This is a genomic window from Kribbella sp. NPDC058245, from assembly GCF_042882005.1.
Lineage (GTDB): Bacteria > Actinomycetota > Actinomycetes > Propionibacteriales > Kribbellaceae > Kribbella.
The window spans coordinates 44,528-60,498 of the sequence record NZ_JBHVWY010000002.1; the positions used below are offsets into that span (position 1 = coordinate 44,528).

Consider the following 15,971-nt stretch of genomic DNA (forward strand, 5'->3'; position numbering starts at 1 on the left):
TTCCGGAAGAAGGCATCGGACATGACTGATCGCTTGAAAGCACTCGCCGACGCGGGTGTCTCCATCTGGCTCGACGACCTGTCCCGTGAGCGGCTGACCAGCGGCAGCCTGCGGGCACTGATCGAGGACAAGCACGTCGTCGGTGTGACGACGAACCCGACCATCTTCGCCAAGGCCATCTCGGACGCCGACGCGTACGCCGAGACCGTCGGCAAGCTGGCCGCGCAGGGCATCTCGGTCGACGAGGCGATCCGGTTCATCACCACGAGCGACGTCCGCGACGCCGCCGACCTGTTCAAGCCGATCTACGACGACACCGACGGCCAGGACGGCCGGGTCTCGATCGAGGTCGAGCCGACGCTGGCGCACGACACGGCCAAGACCATCGAGCAGGCCAAGCAGCTGTGGGAGATCGTCGGCCGCGAGAACGTCTTCGTGAAGATCCCCGCCACCAAGGCGGGCCTGCCGGCGATCACCGCGACGCTGGCCGCAGGCATCAGCGTGAACGTGACGCTGATCTTCTCCCTCGAGCGCTACAAGGCCGTCGCGGACGCGTTCCTGTCCGGCCTGGAGCAGGCGATCGAGAACGGTCACGACGTCACCAAGCTCGCCAGCGTGGCGTCGTTCTTCGTCAGCCGGGTCGACTCCGAGGTCGACAAGCGCCTCGACTCGATCGGGACCGACGAGGCCAAGGCACTCAAGGGCAAGGCCGCGATCGCGAACGCGCGGCTCGCCTTCGAGGCGTACGAGGAGATCTTCGACACCGACCGCTGGCGCGAGATCGAGACCGTCGGTGCCAAGCCGCAGCGCCCGCTGTGGGCCTCCACCGGCACCAAGGACCCGTCGTACTCCCCCACTCTGTACGTCGACAACCTGGTCACCAAGGGCGTGGTCAACACGATGCCTGAGGCAACCATCGAGGCGGCCGAGAAGCACAGCGAGTTCCGCGGTGACACCGTGCGCGGCGACTACGACGCCGACCGCAAGGTGATCGCGGACCTGGAGAAGCTGGGCATCTCGTACGACGAGGTCGTGCAGATCCTCGAGGACGAGGGCGTCGCGAAGTTCGACGCCTCCTGGGCCGAGCTGCAGGAGACCGTCGCGTCTGCCCTGAAGGGTGCGGCCAAGTGACTGGAGTAACGACCCACAACGGCGACTGGTCGGCTGTCGTCGACAAGCTCGTCGAGGAGAAGATCGCCTCCCGGATCGCCGCGAAGGACGCGACGATCTGGGGACCGGACGCCGAGGCCGAGGCCGCCATCCGGCTCGGCTGGGTGGACCTGCACGAGACCTCGCGGCCGCTGCTGGTCGAGATCGAGGCCCTGCAGGCCGCCTTGCGTGCCGAGGGCATCGACCGCGTCGTCCTGTCCGGCATGGGCGGTTCGTCGCTGGCACCTGAGGTCATTACCCGTACGGCGGGTGTCGACCTCGTGGTCCTGGACTCGACCGACCCGAGTGTGGTCGGCCGGGCCCTGGCCGGTGACCTTTCCAAGACGGTTCTCGTGGTGTCCAGCAAGTCCGGTGGAACGGTCGAGACCGACAGCCACCGCCGTACCTTCGCGAAGGCTTTCACTGACGCTGGCATCGACGCGGCGTCGCGGATCGTGGTCGTCACCGACCCGGGCTCGCCGTTCGAGAAGTTGTCGGCCGACGAGGGCTACCGCAAGACGTTCCTCGCCGACCCCAACGTGGGCGGCCGCTACAGCGCGCTGACCGCGTTCGGTCTGGTGCCGTCCGGCCTCGCCGGCGCGGACATCGCGGACCTGCTTGACCAGGCCGCCGAGGCGGCTCCGAAGCTGCAGGCCGACTCGACGGACAACCCGGCACTGTGGCTGGGCGCCGTACTGGCTGCTTCCGAGGGTCGCGACAAGGCGATCATCACGGCCGACGGATCCGACATCGTCGGCTTCCCGGACTGGGCCGAGCAGTTGATTGCCGAGAGCACCGGAAAGCAGGGCACCGGCGTACTGCCGGTTGCCGTTGAGCTAGGTGCGCCGGAGCTGACCAGCGAGGCCGCTGACCTGACGAACGCGTTGCTGGCCGGCAAGCCGACCAGCAGCGTGCCGACGGCACTCACGTCGGGTTCGCTCGGCGGGCAGTTCCTGCTCTGGGAGGTCGCGACGGCGGTGGCCGGCTACCTGCTGGGCATCGACCCGTTCGACCAGCCGGACGTCGAGAGCGCGAAGAAGGCCGCCCGCGGTCTGCTCGACGCGCAGCCGGAGCCCGAGGACGCCGCCTTCACCGACGGCGTCGTCGAGGTCCGTGGTTCCGAGGGTCTGCTGGACGGCGTCGACTCGCTCCAGGGCGCGGTCGACGCGCTGCTGGGCAAGCTCGACGAGGTCGGGTACGTCGCGGTGATGGCGTACCTGGACTCCGAGCGGGACGCCGACCTGATCGGGGTTCGCCCGGCGATCGCCGGGAAGACCGGTCGCCCGGTCACGTTCGGGTGGGGACCGCGGTTCCTGCACTCGACCGGCCAGTACCACAAGGGCGGTCACCCGGAGGGCGTCTTCCTCCAGATCACCGCGGCACACCCGGCCGATGTGGAGATCCCGGATCGCCCGTTCACTTTCGGTACGTTGATCACGGCGCAGGCTGCCGGTGACGCGACCGTTCTGGCCGATCGTGGCCGGCCGGTGCTGCGACTCCACCTCACCGACCCGGCGAGCGGCGTACAGCAACTGCTTTCTCTGTTCACGCAGTAAGTAACCAGGAGGATTGCGGCTGATGACCGCTGAGCTCGACGAAGGGCCGGTCGGCCCGGTGAACCCGCTGCGGGATCCCCAGGACCGGCGGCTCCCGCGGATCGCCGGGCCCTGCAGCCTGGTGATCTTCGGTGTCACGGGCGACCTGGCCCGCAAGAAGCTGATGCCGGCGGTCTACGACCTGGCGAACCGGGGGCTGCTGCCCCCGGGTTTCGCGCTGGTCGGGTTCGCCCGCCGCGACTTCACGAACCAGGACTTCGCGCAGATCGTGCACGACTCGGTGAAGGAGCACGCGCGGACGCCGTTCCGCGAGGAGGTCTGGCAGCAGCTTGCCGAGGGCTTCCGCTTCGTGCCCGGCGATCTCACCGACGACGAGGCGTTCAAGCGGCTGCGCGAGACCGTGGACGAGCTCGACGTCAGCCGTGGGACGGGTGGCAACCATGCGTTCTACCTGTCCATCCCGCCGGGCCTGTTCCCGCAGGTCGTGCAGCAGTTGTCCGAGCACGGCCTCACGGAAGAGAAGCCGGGCTCGTGGCGGCGCGTCGTCATCGAGAAGCCGTTCGGCCACGACCTGCAGAGTGCTCGTGAGCTGAACCGCGTGGTCGAGTCGGTCTTCCCGCCCGAGGCGGTCTTCCGGATCGACCACTACCTGGGCAAGGAAACCGTCCAGAACATGCTCGCGCTCCGGTTCGCGAACGCGATGTTCGAGCCGGTCTGGAACAGCCACTACGTCGACCACGTCCAGATCACGATGGCCGAGGACATCGGCATCGGCGGCCGGGCTGGGTACTACGACGGCATCGGCGCGGCCCGCGACGTGATCCAGAACCACCTCCTCCAGCTGCTCGCGCTGGTCGCGATGGAGGAGCCGGTCAGCTTCGACGCGTGGTCGCTGCGGCAGGAGAAGAAGAAGGTGCTCGCGGCGGTCAAGCTGCCCGAGCGCCTCGACCTGCACACCGCCCGCGGTCAGTACGCCGCCGGCTGGGCCGGTGGCAGCAAGGTCAAGGGCTACCTGCAGGAGGACGGCATCCCGGCGCACTCCGCGACCGAGACCTTCGCCGCGATGCGGGTCGACGTGGACACCCGGCGTTGGGCCGGCGTCCCGTTCTACCTGCGCACCGGCAAGCGTCTCGGCCGGCGCGTGACCGAGGTCGCGGTGATGTTCAAGCGCGCACCGCACCTGCCGTTCACGAAGACCGAGACCGAGGAACTGGGGCAGAATGCCCTGGTCCTGCGGATCCAGCCGGACGAAGGCATCACGATGCGCTTCGGCGCCAAGGTGCCCGGTACGTCGATGGAGATCCGCGACGTGAACATGGACTTCCAGTACGGCGGTTCCTTCACCGAATCGTCGCCGGAAGCCTATGAGCGGCTGATCCTGGACGTCCTGCTGGGCGACCCGCCGCTGTTCCCGCAGCACACCGAGGTCGAGCTGGGCTGGAAGATCCTCGACCCGGTGATCAACTACTGGGCCGAGCACGGCAAGCCGGAGCAGTACGCCTCCGGTGACTGGGGCCCGGACTCCGCGCACGAGATGCTCGCCCGCGACGGACGCACGTGGAGGCGGCCATGATCATCGACCTCACCAACACGACGTCGAGCGAGATCGCGTCGGCACTGCTGAAGGCCCGCCGGAGTGCGGGGTCGCCGGCCATGGGCATGGTCGGCACCATCGTGGTCGTCGTCGACGAGGCGTCGCACCACGACGCGATGAAGGCTGCCAACGAAGCTGGTCGCGAGCACCCGTCGCGCGTACTGGTCGCGATCCTGCGGCCGGGGCGTGGCGCTGCTGGTCTGGACGCCGAGGTTCGCGTCGGCGAGGGTGTTCCGGGCGAGGCCGTCCTGCTGCGGCTGCACGGTGAGCTGGCCCGCGTTCCCGAGTCGGTCATCACGCCGCTGCTGCTGCCGGACTCCCCCGTCGTCGTCTGGTGGCCGGGTGGCGGACCGAAGGTTCCGGCCGAGGACCCGCTGGGTCGCCTGGCTCGACGACGGGTCACCGACGCGGCTTCGGGTCGCCGGGGGACGGTTGACTTCACCGTCCGCGCCGAGGGCTACGCGCCCGGAGACACCGACTTCGCGTGGACGCGGCTCACGCCGTGGCGTGCGCTGATGGCGGCAGCTCTCGACCAGTACCCGACCAAGGTGCTGGCGGCTGAGGTCGTCTCCGCGAAGGGCAACCCTTCGGCGGACCTGATGGCGGCCTGGCTGCACAGCCGGCTCGGCGTTCCGGTCGAGCACAAGAACTCGCGCGGCCCGGGCATCACCGCCGTACGGATGTTTACTGCGTCCGGTCCGATCGCGTTGACCCGTCCGGATGGATCGGTGGCGACGTTCACCATCCCCGGTGCTCCGGATCGACCGGTCGCGCTCAAGCGTCGTACACCGTCTGAGCTGTTGAGCGAGGAGTTGCGGCGGCTCGACCCGGACGACGTGTACGCGAAGACGCTGGCCTGCATGGTGGAGCGGGAGAAGATGCCCGCCTCGGCCAAGACGGTCAGCGACGCGGACCGCCGTTCGACCCAGGCTGCGGTGAGCAAGGCGGCCGCCAAGACGGCTGCCGTCGCGGGTAAGGCGGCGTCGGCCGAGCTCGAGCAACACGCCGCGGGCAAGAAGGCCGGCTCGGCGAAGAAGGCAGCGGTGTCGAAGAACGCTGCTGCTCGGAAGACGACGGCGGCAAAGAAGCCTGCTGCATCGAAGGCGTCTCGTTCGACCACGACACGGTCGACGGCGAAGAAGACGACCGCCAAGAAGACCGCGGTGAAGAAGACGGCTGCGAAGAAGGCTCCGTCCAAGCGCGTGGCGGGCCGGTCATGACCGGCCCGGAGCGCGAGGTCGAGTCGGAGCTGTTGATCCACCGGGACGCGACGGCGCTGGCCAATGCGGTGGCGGCACGATTCGTCACGGCGCTGGTCGATGCCCAGAGCAACGGCCGGGTCGCGGAGGTCGTGCTGACCGGCGGCCGGGTCGCGGCAGCGATCTACAAGGCCGTGGCCGAGTCCCCCGCCAGTGCGACGATCGACTGGCAGCGGGTCGAGTTCTGGTGGGGTGACGAGCGGTTCCTGCCGCCCGGCGACCCCGAGCGCAACGAGACGCAGGCGCGCGACGCGCTCCTGAACCACGTGGACTTCGACCCGGCCCGCGTGCACCCGATGCCCGCGGACACCGGCCAGTCCCCCGAGGACGCCGCTGAGGCCTACGCGACCGAGCTGGCCGCCACGATCTCGGCGCTCAGTGACGTCAAAGGCCGCGCCGTACCGGCGTTCGACGTACTGATGCTCGGCGTCGGTCCGGACGGCCACGTGGCCTCGCTGTTCCCGGGCTACCCGCAGCTTGAGGTCGTGGACGTCTCGGCAGTGGCCGTCCACGACTCCCCCAAGCCGCCGCCGACCCGGATCACGCTCACGGTCCCGGCACTGAACCGGTCCCGCGAGGTCTGGTTCGTCGTCTCCGGCGCCGACAAGGCCGAGGCAGTCGCCGAGGCCCTCAAGGAGACCAGCACCCTGCCGGCCTCAGCCCCCAAGGGCCGCAACCGCACCCTCTGGCTCCTCGACGAACAAGCCGCCTCCCAAATCCAGTAGCACGCACCACCCACCGGCCCCGGGCACCCCACCCGGGGCCGACCCCTGCCCGCCCACCGTTGCCCGGCCTCCGACCATTTCAACGGAGATCCCCTGAAGTTGACGCTTCTCCGTCCAAAATTTGAGGGGAGAACCGTCAAGGTGAAGGGAGATCCGCTCAAATCCCCACCGGGTCGGCACCAGGCGCTGTGCCCCGCACCTTGAGCACCCCTCAACCACGTCCCGCCCTTCAGAACGGTTGAACCGTGCTCAAGGTCTCAGGCGACGCGCACCTTGAGCACCCGTCAACCATCTGCACCCCGCGAAAACGGTTGAACCGTGCTCAAGGTCGGGGACCACAGCCGACCGGCGCGGTGACGGATCGATCGTCCCCGCCGGGCGTTCAAGGACGTCTCCAGAACTGTCGGGGGCCGGTGACAGGATGTCGGTATGACTGGATTTCGGGAACTGCATGGGGCGCCGACGGGGTTCGTGATGCCGAACGCTTGGGATGCGGGCAGCGCCGTTCTCCTTGCGGCAGCAGGGTTTCCGGCGATCGCGACCACCAGCGCCGGGATCGCGTTCTCGCTCGCCAAGGGCGATCACACGCTGCCCGACGGGGCACCGAGCGTGTCCCGCGAGGACATGTTCGAACGCATGCAGCAGATCGCGGCGGCGGTCGCCGTACCGGTCAGTGGTGACCTCGAGGATGGGTACGGCGCTGCACCTGAGCGGGTCGCGGAAACCATCGGGCTCGCGCGCGAGGCCGGGCTGGTCGGCGGCAACATCGAGGACTACGACGGCCACAACCTGTACGACGTCGCTCTCGCCGTCGACCGCATCGTCGCAGCGCGGGAGGCGGCGGGCGCCGACTTCGTCCTCACCGCCCGCACCGACGGTCAGCTCATCAAGACACCCACGTCTCTTGCCGAGTCCATAGACCGCGCCAACCGCTTCCGCGAAGCCGGCGCCGACTGTCTCTACATCCCGGGCGTCAACGACCTCGACACCATCACCACGATCGTCCGCGAGGTCGACGGCCCGGTGAACGTGGTGATCGGCCTCGGCTCCTCGACCCTCACCGTCCCAGACCTCCTCAAGGCCGGCGTCCAGCGGATCAGCCTCGGCGGCAGCATCGCCCGCGCCGCCCTCGGCTTCATCCGCCGGAGCGCCGAAGAGCTCGCCACCCACGGCACCATCACCTTCGCCCAGGACCAGATCCCCCAGAGCGAGCTCAACCAGCTCTTCGCCCAGACCGGACCGCCACCACTGACCAAGTCCTCCGGCGCCGCCTGACTCCAGCGCCGGTGAGCGTGCCGCAGGCGGCAGCCGCGCGGTTGATCAGTGGCGGGCGTCCGCTCAGTCGTCGTACGAGATGTGCAGGCTGGAGGTGTAGGCGCCGACTGCGCCGGGCGGAGCGAGGCCGGGCCTTGGGCCGACGGGGCCTTGGACGTCGTCCGGGGTGTCGGTCGTCGCGCCGAGGAGGCGGCGGGTGAGGGCGTCGCGGGAGGAGAGGAGTTCGTCGGCCGCGGTGCGGATGTGGTCGGGGCCGGGCGGGGTGTCGGCTTGAGCGGCCAGCAGGACAGTTCGGCGTACCAGCTCCTTCATGAAGGACGCGGTGGTGCCTTCGGTGCGGGCGACCAGTTCGTCGACGACGTCGACGGGGAGGTCGAGGGCCGGGCCGTAAAGGCGGAGCAGGCGGGCGCGGCCGTCGGCGTCCGGGAGCGGGACCTCGACGGCCATGTCGACGCGGCCGGGGCGCTGCGCCAAGGCCGGCTCCAGCAGGTCAGCGCGGTTGGTGGTGAGGAGGAAGGCGACGTCGGCGTCCTGGGCAAGGCCGTCCATCTCGTTCAGGACCTGGAACAGGAGCGGGTTCTCGCCACCATGGGAGTAGTCACGGGCCTCAGCGACCAGGTCACAGTCCTCCAGTACGACGAGCGCCGGCTGCAGCATCCGGGCCAGCGAACATGCCTGCGAGATGTAGTGGATGCTCGTGCCAGCCAGCAGTACGACGGTGAACTCGGGCAACCGGGAGAGCAGGTACCGCACGGTGTGCGTCTTGCCGGTGCCGGGTGGGCCGTAGAGCAGGACGCCACGGCGTAGGTGCTGGCCGGCGTCGAGCATCTGCTGGCGGTGTTCGGCGATGCCGATGACTTCACGCTCGACCCGCTCGAGGACGCCCTCCGGCATCACGACGTCGTCGCGGGTGATCTCCGCACGCGGGTGCAGCCGGAACGGGCCGATGCCCTGGCCGAACTCGCTGCCCTCGAACGAGACCACCTTGCCGCGGAACACGTTGTGCTTGCGGATCAGCTCGGGCAATGCCTTCAGGAACCGATCCCCCGCCTCCTTGTCGACCGTCAGCACCTCGAGATCCACCGTCGACCGGCCGTACTGCTGGTTCGGCGCGCGCAACAGAGCGGCGTACCGATCGTTGCCCTGGACGCCGAGGTAGAAGCCGAAGGCGACACAGTCCATGTCCTCGTCGAGGTCGACCGGGACCCGGACGTAGTCGACGGCACCGATCCCGAAGCGGTCGTAGACGGCCATCTCCAGGACCTCGCTGAGCGAGTGATGGCCGCGGCCCGAGCCAGCCAGGCCGACGAGTTCGAAGGAGTCGAACCAGGCCTCGATCGCGCGCTGCACATTCGGCAGGTCGTACGGCGCGAACGTCGACGACACCACCGGCACCTGCTCGGGCTCGGCGCCCAGGTGCTCGATCAGTTTGTCCCGCAGCCCGGTCCGGTTGATCCCGGCCGGGCGGTGGCTCTGCATCCGCTCCAGGAAGCCCGTGAACAGCCTGGCGAACTCGTCGATCTCGTCCGGCATCCGTACCCCTTCATGTCCGTCCCCCCGACCCGATCCGGAGGGTCCTCCGAAACGGCGGATAGGATGACCACCATGACAGATTCCGAGTCCACCGACCGTCCGTACGGCGCCTTCCCCGTCCGGATCGGTTTCCAGATTCAGCCCCAGCACGCCGAGTACGCCGACATCCGCCGTACCGTCGCGAAGGCCGAGGAGATCGGCGTCGACATCGCCTTCAACTGGGATCATTTCTACCCGCTGTCCGGGGAGCCGGACGGCCTGCACTTCGAGTGCTGGACCATGCTGGCCGCGTGGGCCGAAGCGACCGAACGGGTCGAGATCGGCGCCCTGGTCACCTGCAACTCCTACCGCAACGCCGACCTGCTGGCCGACATGGCCCGCACCGTCGACCACATCAGCGACGGCCGGCTCATCCTCGGCATCGGCTCGGGCTGGTTCGAGCGGGACTACGACGAGTACGGCTACGAGTTCGGTACGGCGGGCGGCCGGCTGAACGCCCTCGGTGAGGCGCTGCCGCGGATCGAGGCCCGCTGGGCCAAGCTGAACCCGAAGCCGACCCGCGACATCCCGGTGCTGATCGGTGGCGGCGGCGAGAAGAAGACGCTCAAGCTGGTCGCCCAGCACGCCAACATCTGGCACGGCTTCGGTGACGCGGAGACGATCGCGCACAAGCACGCCGTACTGGACGAGCACTGCAAGACGATCGGCCGCAACCCCGGTGAGATCGAGCGCTCGACCGCCGTCGGCGACAAGTCGCCGGAGGAGGTCGGCAAGGGCCTGCTCGACGTCGGCACCCGGCTGTTCACCGTCTCGGCCTCCGGCCCGGACTACGACACCGGCCTGCTCCGCGACTGGGTCGCGTGGCGCGACGAGGTCAACGCCAAGTAGCCGCATCCGGCCGGGTGGCGGGCGTCTCCCGTCACCCGGTCGGCCCGGCCGTCGTACGCCGGATAAGATTTCCCGCATGGTTTCGAAGTACGAGCGTGGTTCCGTCCGCCCGATCACCCGCTGGGGCACCGAGGTGATGCATCACCTCAACCAGCCGGTGACCGACTTCGGTCCCGAGCTGCAGACGCTGGTGGCCGATATGTTCTCGACGATGGACGCGGCCGAAGGCGTCGGCCTGGCCGCCAACCAGGTCGGGGTCGACCTGCAGCTGTTCATCTTCGACTGCCCCGACAAGGACGGCAACCGGATCGAAGGCGTCGTCTGCAACCCGGTCATCCAGCTCCCCGAGGGCAAGGACCGCCGCCTCGACGAGGGTGACGAAGGCTGCCTGTCCCTGCCCGGCGCCTTCACCAAGTGCGCCCGCCCCGACTTCGCCAAGGTCACCGGCGTCGACGAGCACGGCGACCCCGTCTCCTACGAGGGCGACGGCCTGCTGGCCCGCTGCCTCCAGCACGAGACCGACCACACCCAAGGCACCGTCTTCGGCGACCGCCTCTCCCGCAAGTACCGCAAGCGCCTCTACGCCGAAGCCGAAGAGTTCGCCCCCGACTACCCCGAAGACTGGCCGATCAGCCCCATGGTCGAACACGAAGACGAAGAAGTCTCCGCCACCTGAGCCGTACCGAAGAACGGGTAGTGGTCGGCCGGATCGCGCAACTTACAGCGTGCGGAGCCTTGTGAGAACCGCCGGGGCGGCACCACTACCCGTCGGTCCGTACGCCGCTCCCCCAGCGAGCCTTCTCCAGGTCCGTGAGGATCGCGTCGACGGTCTGCTCCGGGGTCTGACCAGTGGTGTCGAGCCAGAGGCCTCGGTGCGGGATCTCGTCCAGGCCCGCTTGCAGAGCCCGTACGGCGTCGGTCAGCGAACCGCCGTCGTCTTGCCAATCGCGGTAGGAGTTGTTGCCGCCGCGGCCTACCTCGCGGTTGACGATCGACTCGACGGACGGGGTGAGTACGACGAGGTAGGTGTCGACGGCTCGCAGGTTGGCGAACCAGCGTTCGACGTGGTCGCCCAGGACGATGTCGCTGGCCACGAAGTCGAAGCCGTTGTCGGCGTAGTGCTGCGCCACCAGCGCGGTCGCGGCGTACCGGAGTTCCAGTTGCCGGACCGCCTCCGCCGACGGGTTCGGGGTCATGATCTCGGCGCCGGCGACCACGCCGTTGTAGAAGATGTCCCCGTCCAGCGTCGCGGCCGGTGGGCCGAGGCGGGACGCCAGGAGCGGCGCGACGGTGGACTTCCCCGACGCTTGTAATCCGGTGACCAGCACGACCTTGGGCATGGCGGCATCACATCATGCGGAAGGCCTCGGCCGTGATCGAATAAACGGTCGCGTTGAACGTCTCGCCGGCGAAGGTGAGGTCGGCGGTGTGGTCGAAGGTCATGCCGAGGCGGCGCATGACGGCGATGCTGCGCTCGTTCGGGGTGTCGGTGACCGAGTTGATGCGGGGCAGTTCGAGCTCGGTGAAGCCGTAGGCGAGCCAGTGCGCGGCCGCTTCGGTCGCATACCCGTGGCCCCACGCGGAGCGCGACAGCCGCCAGCCGACTTCGAGCGTGTCGGGATACCATGCCTCGCGAGACAGCCCGCCCGCACCGAGGAACACGCCGTCACTCGCCCGCTCGATCGCCAAGAAGCCGAACCGGTCGGCCTCCCACTGCTGGTTGATCCCGGCCGCCTCGCGGTCCGACTCGGCGCGCGTCAGCGGTCCCCCGATGTACCGCATCACCTCCGGATCACTGTTGAGGTCGGCCCAGGCATCCAGGTCGGTGTCCTGAAACGGCCGGAGGATCAGGCGTTCCGTCGTACGCATCGTCTCCCCTGTCGATAAACTGCAACGATGAACGGTCCGGGGGCGCAGTTGAACGGTCCAGGCGCACAGAAGCGTCCTGTCACGCTCGACGACGTCGCGCGCGCCGCCGGGGTGTCGCAACCGACCGCGTCCCGGGTGCTGAACGGCAGTTCGCGGCGGGTCGCTCCAAGTTATCGCGAGCGCGTCCTGAGCGCCGCCCAGGAGCTCGGCTACACCCCGAATCTGCCCGCGCAGGCAATGGCCCGGGGCACTTCGCGCACGATCGCGCTGGTGATCAGCCTGATCTCCGACCCGTACTTCTCCGCGATGGCCGCCGAGATCATGAAACAGGCCGAGGCGATCGGGCTGCACGTCTCGATCGCGGTCACCGAGCGGCAGGCCGAGCGCGAGCTCGACCTGATCCGGGAGCTGCGCGGTCAGCAGCCGCGCGCCATCATCCTGGCCGGCACCGGGTACGTCGACCCGCCGTCGGAGCACGCGTTGATCGACGAGCTCCAGCGGTACGAGGAGACCGGCGGCCGCGTCGTACTGATCAGCCGGTCCGACCTCCCCTTCGAGACCGTCGACTTCGACAACCACGACGGGTCACGCCAACTGGCCCGCGAGCTGGGCGCCCTCGGCTACCGGAACTGCCTGGTGCTCGGCAGCGCGGTCCCCCTGCTCTCGATGCGGCAGCGGGTCGAAGGGTTCGTTGCCGGGTTCAACGAATCCGGCACCACCCGCGTCCACCAGCCAGGATTCAGCTGGGTCGGCGCCCGCGAATACGTGCTCAGCCTGACCGATGCCGAGGCCCGCGAGCTCGACCTGGTCTTCGCGGTGACCGACGACATGGCACTCGGCGCTCTCGCCGGACTGCGCGAGCGCGGTCTCCGCGTCCCGGAGGACGTCGGCGTGGCCGGCTTCGACGACATCAGCACCCTGCGCGACGTCGTACCGAAGCTGACCACCGTGCATGTCGCTCTGAACGCCGTCGCGCAAGAAGCCGTCTACCGCGCCACCACCACCGACACCGACCTGGTACGGCGAACTGTCCCGGCGTACCCGGTCCTGCGCGCGAGCACGCCGGCGATCACAGCTTCACGCCGCCGCTGATCAGGTCGAGCTTCCAGTACCGCTGCAGGCTGAGGAACAGGATCGCCAGCGGCACGATCGACACCAGCACCCCGGCGATGACGATCGAGTACTGCGCGGCCTGGCCACCCGTGATGATCATCAGGCCGTAGAGCCCGAGCGTGAGCGGGTACAGGTGGTCGTCGTTGATCATCACGAACGGGAGCAGGAAGTTGTTCCAGATCCCGATGAACTGCAGCAGGAACACCGTCACCAACGCCGGCAGCATCAACGGCGCGCCGACCAACCGGAAGATCCGCCACTCGCTGCCGCCGTCGATCCGGGCCGCCTCCATGATCTCGTCCGGGACCGAGGCCTCGGCGTAGATCTTGCACAGGTAGATCGCGAACGGGCTGACCAGCTGCGGCAGCAGCACCGCGGCGTAGTTGTTGGTCATCCCGATCTTGGCCAGCAGCAGGAACTGCGGAACCGCGAGCAGGATCTGCGGCAGCAGCACCGCGGCCACGATCGCCCGGAACAGTACGACGCTGCCGGTGAACCGGTACTTGCCCAGCGCATACCCGGCCGCTCCGGCGATTGCCGTGGACAACAATCCCCCGCCGACCGCGTAGATGACCGAGTTCAGCACCCAGCGGCCGAAGATGCCGTGGTTGTAGCTGAACAACGCATCCAGGTTCGACCAGAAGCCGCCGTTGAAGACGGGGACGAACGGCGCGGTCGAGAACAACTCGTCGTTCGTCTTCGTCGAGGCGATCAGGATCCACAGCACCGGCAACACGCAGTACAGGGCGCCGATCAGCAGGATCAGCGTGGGCACCCAACGAGTGCGCTGTCTCATGACAGGTCTCATCGGCTCCTCCCGACCCGGCGGCCGATCGCCGACACGACCACCGTCGCGGCGACCGTCATCAGGATCAGCAGGAACGATGTCGCGGCGCCCTCGTAAATGCTGTTGTCCACAAAGGCGTCCGTATAGGCGCGCATCAGCGGCACCCACGTGGACGAGATCGCGTTCGCCAACGGCTTCAGCGTGGTCGGCTCGTTGAACAACTGCAGCGCGCCGATCACGCTGAAGAGCGCGACCATCGCCACCGCGGGTGCCATCAACGGCAGCTTCACCCGAACCGCGATCTGGAACTCCGACGCGCCATCCAGCTCGGCAGCCTCGAACAGCTCCCGCGGCAGACTGCGCACAGTGGTGTAGAGGATCACCATGTTGAATCCGACGACTCCCCAGACCGCGACATTCGCGACGCTGAAGAAGATCCCCTTGGTGCCGAAGTAGTCGATCGACCCGCCGCCGATCGGGCTGGTCGCGGGCAGATACATGAATCCCCACAGCAGGCTGGCGACGACACCCGGAACGGCGTACGGGAGAAAGATCGCCAGCCGGGCGAGTCCGGTCAGCCGGGCGCGCTTGGCATCCAGGCAGAGCGCGAAGACAGTCGCCAGTACGACGGTCGCCGGCACACCGAAGGCGGCGATCAGCAGCATCCGGCCGAGGCTCGCCCAGAACTCGTGATCACTCAGGGCCGCCGTGTAGTTAGCCAGGCCGGTCCACACCTCGGTGGGTTTGCCGCCGCCGAGCAGGCCGCGGCCGACCTTCAGCCGGCGGAAGCTGAGGAAGATCGCGTAGATCGCCGGAGCGACCGTGAACAGCACCAGCAACACGACTGCCGGGGTGACCAGGACGGCGGGCAGAAACCCGCCGTACTGGTGACTCCGTCTAGAGGGTCGGCGCATTTCAGCCGGCGACCTGGAAGCCGAGCTTCTTCATGTCGTTCACGGTCGCGTCCTGCATCGTGTCGAGAGCGCCGGAGAGCGCAGTCTTCTTCTGCAGCGCCCCGCCGAACGCATTCGAGTAGGCGTCGAAGGTCACGTTGGCGTTCGGTCCCCAGATGTCGAACGTACGCACGCCTTTGGCCGCGGTCGCCATCAGTGTGTTGTAGTCCGGCTGGTTGGACATGAACGGCGGCGGCGACTTCAGCTCGGGCAGCCCCTGGCCGGCCGGCGACGCGGGGAACGCCTGCACATTCTTGATCAGCGACGCCATTCCGGCCTCGGACGAGTTCATCCACTCGACGAACTTGGCCGCCTCGGCCGGGTGCTTGGAGTTCGCGGTCACCGCCTCGGTCTCGCCGCCCCAGATGCCGACGGTGGTGTCACCGGCGGTCCAGGCCGGCAGCGGTGCGGCGGCCCACTTCCCGGCGGTGTCCTTGGCGATGCTCGGCAATTGGTTCGGCCCCCACTGGGCGCCGACCCAGCCGATGAGGGTTCCGTTGTTCATGTCGGTGTTCCATTGCGCCGACCAGTTCGGCTGCGGGCTGACCAGACCCTTCGTGATCAGGTCGTCCCAGAAGCCGGCGACCTTCTTGCTGGCGTCGTCGTTGATCTTCACGGTCCAGGTGTCGCCGTCGGCCTTCCACCAGTTGGCCCCGGCTTGCTGTGCCAGCCCGGCGAACCAGCCCGGGTCGGCGGCGGTGAAGTTGCCGATGTACTTCTTCGGGTCCGCCTTCTTGATGGCGGCCGCCGTGGTCGCGTACTCGGCCCAGGTCGCGGGCGCCTTCAGACCGAGCTTGTCGAAGATGTCCTTGCGGTAGAAGAAGACCATCGGGCAGACGTTCTGCGGAACGCCGTACGTCTTGCCCTCGAACTGCACCTGGGACAGCGACGCCTTGTCGTACTTGGTGTCCAGGCCCTTCACGTAGTCGTCGATCGGGACCACGACCTGGTTCGCGATCAGCGCGGGCAGTGCCTGGTACTCGACCTCGGTGATGTCGGGGTTGGTGCCCGCCTTGTTGTTGGTGATCAGCTTGTTGTAGAGCGTGTACCCGGTCCCGGACGGCTTGCTCAGCTTCACCTGGATGTTCGGGTTCAGCTTGTTCCAGTCCTCGACGACCTTGTCCATGCCGCCGTCCCAGTTGACGTAGGTCAGCTCGACCTTCTCGGTGCTGGACGCCGATGGGCTGCTGGCGGACTTGGTGTCGTTGCCCGAACAGGCGCTCAGGGCCAGCGCGGCGATGACGATGCCGGCGCCGATACGTACGTACAT

At 68.3% G+C, this 15,971-nt stretch carries 15 protein-coding genes; 9 read left to right on the forward strand and 6 right to left on the reverse strand.

All coding sequences use genetic code 11. From position 1 onward, the window contains the following. The first annotated feature begins 21 nt into the window (after window positions 1-21). The 6 genes from tal to ACFVWG_RS03765 all read left to right on the forward strand — a co-directional run bounded on the left by tal (window position 22) and on the right by ACFVWG_RS03765 (window position 7,558). Window positions 22-1,131 carry a transaldolase gene (gene tal, locus ACFVWG_RS03740; RefSeq protein WP_391541580.1) on the forward strand — a complete coding sequence of 370 codons (1,110 nt, stop codon included), beginning with the start codon at window positions 22-24 and terminating at the stop codon, window positions 1,129-1,131. Then, window positions 1,128-2,705: a glucose-6-phosphate isomerase gene (locus ACFVWG_RS03745; protein ID WP_391541581.1), complete on the forward strand. Its 1,578-nt coding sequence runs from the start codon at window positions 1,128-1,130 to the stop codon at window positions 2,703-2,705. The genes tal and ACFVWG_RS03745 overlap by 4 nt, the downstream gene beginning before the upstream one ends. Before the next feature lie 22 nt (window positions 2,706-2,727). Continuing rightward, on the forward strand, window positions 2,728-4,278 hold the full coding sequence (zwf, locus tag ACFVWG_RS03750) for a glucose-6-phosphate dehydrogenase (protein WP_391541582.1): 1,551 nt from the start codon (window positions 2,728-2,730) through the stop codon (window positions 4,276-4,278). After that, window positions 4,275-5,519, forward strand: a complete 1,245-nt coding sequence (locus ACFVWG_RS03755) for a glucose-6-phosphate dehydrogenase assembly protein OpcA (RefSeq protein ID WP_391541583.1) — start codon at window positions 4,275-4,277, stop codon at window positions 5,517-5,519. The genes zwf and ACFVWG_RS03755 overlap by 4 nt, the downstream gene beginning before the upstream one ends. Beyond that, window positions 5,516-6,283 carry a 6-phosphogluconolactonase gene (pgl, locus tag ACFVWG_RS03760; protein WP_391541584.1) on the forward strand — a complete coding sequence of 256 codons (768 nt, stop codon included), beginning with the start codon at window positions 5,516-5,518 and terminating at the stop codon, window positions 6,281-6,283. The genes ACFVWG_RS03755 and pgl overlap by 4 nt, the downstream gene beginning before the upstream one ends. Window positions 6,284-6,712: 429 nt before the next feature. Further along, the gene (locus tag ACFVWG_RS03765; protein WP_391541585.1) at window positions 6,713-7,558 is read left to right on the forward strand and encodes an isocitrate lyase/phosphoenolpyruvate mutase family protein; all 846 of its coding nucleotides are present in this window, start codon (window positions 6,713-6,715) and stop codon (window positions 7,556-7,558) included. Window positions 7,559-7,621: 63 nt separating this feature from the next. On the opposite strand, the gene ACFVWG_RS03770 is transcribed toward ACFVWG_RS03765, so the two are convergent. Next, window positions 7,622-9,091: an AAA family ATPase gene (locus ACFVWG_RS03770; protein ID WP_391541586.1), complete on the reverse strand. Its 1,470-nt coding sequence runs from the start codon at window positions 9,089-9,091 to the stop codon at window positions 7,622-7,624. Window positions 9,092-9,163: 72 nt separating this feature from the next. Between ACFVWG_RS03770 and ACFVWG_RS03775 the strand changes: the two genes are divergently transcribed. Next, window positions 9,164-9,979, forward strand: a complete 816-nt coding sequence (locus ACFVWG_RS03775; protein WP_391541587.1) for an LLM class F420-dependent oxidoreductase — start codon at window positions 9,164-9,166, stop codon at window positions 9,977-9,979. Between the two features lie 76 nt (window positions 9,980-10,055). After that, on the forward strand, window positions 10,056-10,655 hold the full coding sequence (gene def, locus ACFVWG_RS03780; RefSeq protein ID WP_391541588.1) for a peptide deformylase: 600 nt from the start codon (window positions 10,056-10,058) through the stop codon (window positions 10,653-10,655). 85 nt (window positions 10,656-10,740) lie between these two features. Here the strand turns inward: def and ACFVWG_RS03785 are convergent, their stop codons facing one another. After that, on the reverse strand, window positions 10,741-11,319 hold the full coding sequence (locus ACFVWG_RS03785; RefSeq protein ID WP_391541589.1) for an AAA family ATPase: 579 nt from the start codon (window positions 11,317-11,319) through the stop codon (window positions 10,741-10,743). A gap of 7 nt (window positions 11,320-11,326) precedes the next feature. Beyond that, entirely contained in the window at window positions 11,327-11,848 is a 522-nt protein-coding gene (locus tag ACFVWG_RS03790) for a GNAT family N-acetyltransferase (RefSeq protein ID WP_391541590.1), read from the reverse strand. A gap of 27 nt (window positions 11,849-11,875) precedes the next feature. Here ACFVWG_RS03790 and ACFVWG_RS03795 point away from each other — a divergent pair, with 27 nt between their 5' ends. Then, the gene (locus tag ACFVWG_RS03795) at window positions 11,876-12,940 is read left to right on the forward strand and encodes a LacI family DNA-binding transcriptional regulator (protein WP_391541591.1); all 1,065 of its coding nucleotides are present in this window, start codon (window positions 11,876-11,878) and stop codon (window positions 12,938-12,940) included. On the opposite strand, the gene ACFVWG_RS03800 is transcribed toward ACFVWG_RS03795, so the two are convergent. The 3 genes from ACFVWG_RS03800 to ACFVWG_RS03810 are packed head-to-tail and all read right to left on the reverse strand — an operon-like array spanning window position 12,918 to window position 15,971. Continuing rightward, window positions 12,918-13,757 (reverse strand): carbohydrate ABC transporter permease, encoded by an 840-nt coding sequence (locus tag ACFVWG_RS03800; RefSeq protein WP_391541592.1) that lies wholly within the window; start codon window positions 13,755-13,757, stop codon window positions 12,918-12,920. The genes ACFVWG_RS03795 and ACFVWG_RS03800 overlap by 23 nt on opposite strands. Before the next feature lie 8 nt (window positions 13,758-13,765). Then, the gene (locus tag ACFVWG_RS03805) at window positions 13,766-14,662 is read right to left on the reverse strand and encodes a carbohydrate ABC transporter permease (RefSeq protein WP_391541593.1); all 897 of its coding nucleotides are present in this window, start codon (window positions 14,660-14,662) and stop codon (window positions 13,766-13,768) included. A 1-nt stretch (window position 14,663) separates the two neighbouring features. Continuing rightward, complete coding sequence (locus ACFVWG_RS03810) at window positions 14,664-15,971, reverse strand: extracellular solute-binding protein (RefSeq protein WP_391541594.1); 1,308 nt, start codon at window positions 15,969-15,971, stop codon at window positions 14,664-14,666.

Coding starts and splice junctions, on each gene's coding strand:
- ACFVWG_RS03785 (WP_391541589.1), bottom strand. CDS start 11,319: ATGCCCAAGGTCGTGCTGGTCACCGGATTACAAGCGTCGGGGAAGTCC.
- ACFVWG_RS03765 (WP_391541585.1), top strand. CDS start 6,713: ATGACTGGATTTCGGGAACTGCATGGGGCGCCGACGGGGTTCGTGATG.
- ACFVWG_RS03775 (WP_391541587.1), top strand. CDS start 9,164: ATGACAGATTCCGAGTCCACCGACCGTCCGTACGGCGCCTTCCCCGTC.
- ACFVWG_RS03800 (WP_391541592.1), bottom strand. CDS start 13,757: ATGAGACAGCGCACTCGTTGGGTGCCCACGCTGATCCTGCTGATCGGC.
- ACFVWG_RS03810 (WP_391541594.1), bottom strand. CDS start 15,971: ATGTACGTACGTATCGGCGCCGGCATCGTCATCGCCGCGCTGGCCCTG.
- tal (WP_391541580.1), top strand. CDS start 22: ATGACTGATCGCTTGAAAGCACTCGCCGACGCGGGTGTCTCCATCTGG.
- ACFVWG_RS03790 (WP_391541590.1), bottom strand. CDS start 11,848: ATGCGTACGACGGAACGCCTGATCCTCCGGCCGTTTCAGGACACCGAC.
- def (WP_391541588.1), top strand. CDS start 10,056: ATGGTTTCGAAGTACGAGCGTGGTTCCGTCCGCCCGATCACCCGCTGG.
- zwf (WP_391541582.1), top strand. CDS start 2,728: ATGACCGCTGAGCTCGACGAAGGGCCGGTCGGCCCGGTGAACCCGCTG.
- ACFVWG_RS03795 (WP_391541591.1), top strand. CDS start 11,876: ATGAACGGTCCGGGGGCGCAGTTGAACGGTCCAGGCGCACAGAAGCGT.
- ACFVWG_RS03805 (WP_391541593.1), bottom strand. CDS start 14,662: ATGCGCCGACCCTCTAGACGGAGTCACCAGTACGGCGGGTTTCTGCCC.
- pgl (WP_391541584.1), top strand. CDS start 5,516: ATGACCGGCCCGGAGCGCGAGGTCGAGTCGGAGCTGTTGATCCACCGG.
- ACFVWG_RS03755 (WP_391541583.1), top strand. CDS start 4,275: ATGATCATCGACCTCACCAACACGACGTCGAGCGAGATCGCGTCGGCA.
- ACFVWG_RS03770 (WP_391541586.1), bottom strand. CDS start 9,091: ATGCCGGACGAGATCGACGAGTTCGCCAGGCTGTTCACGGGCTTCCTG.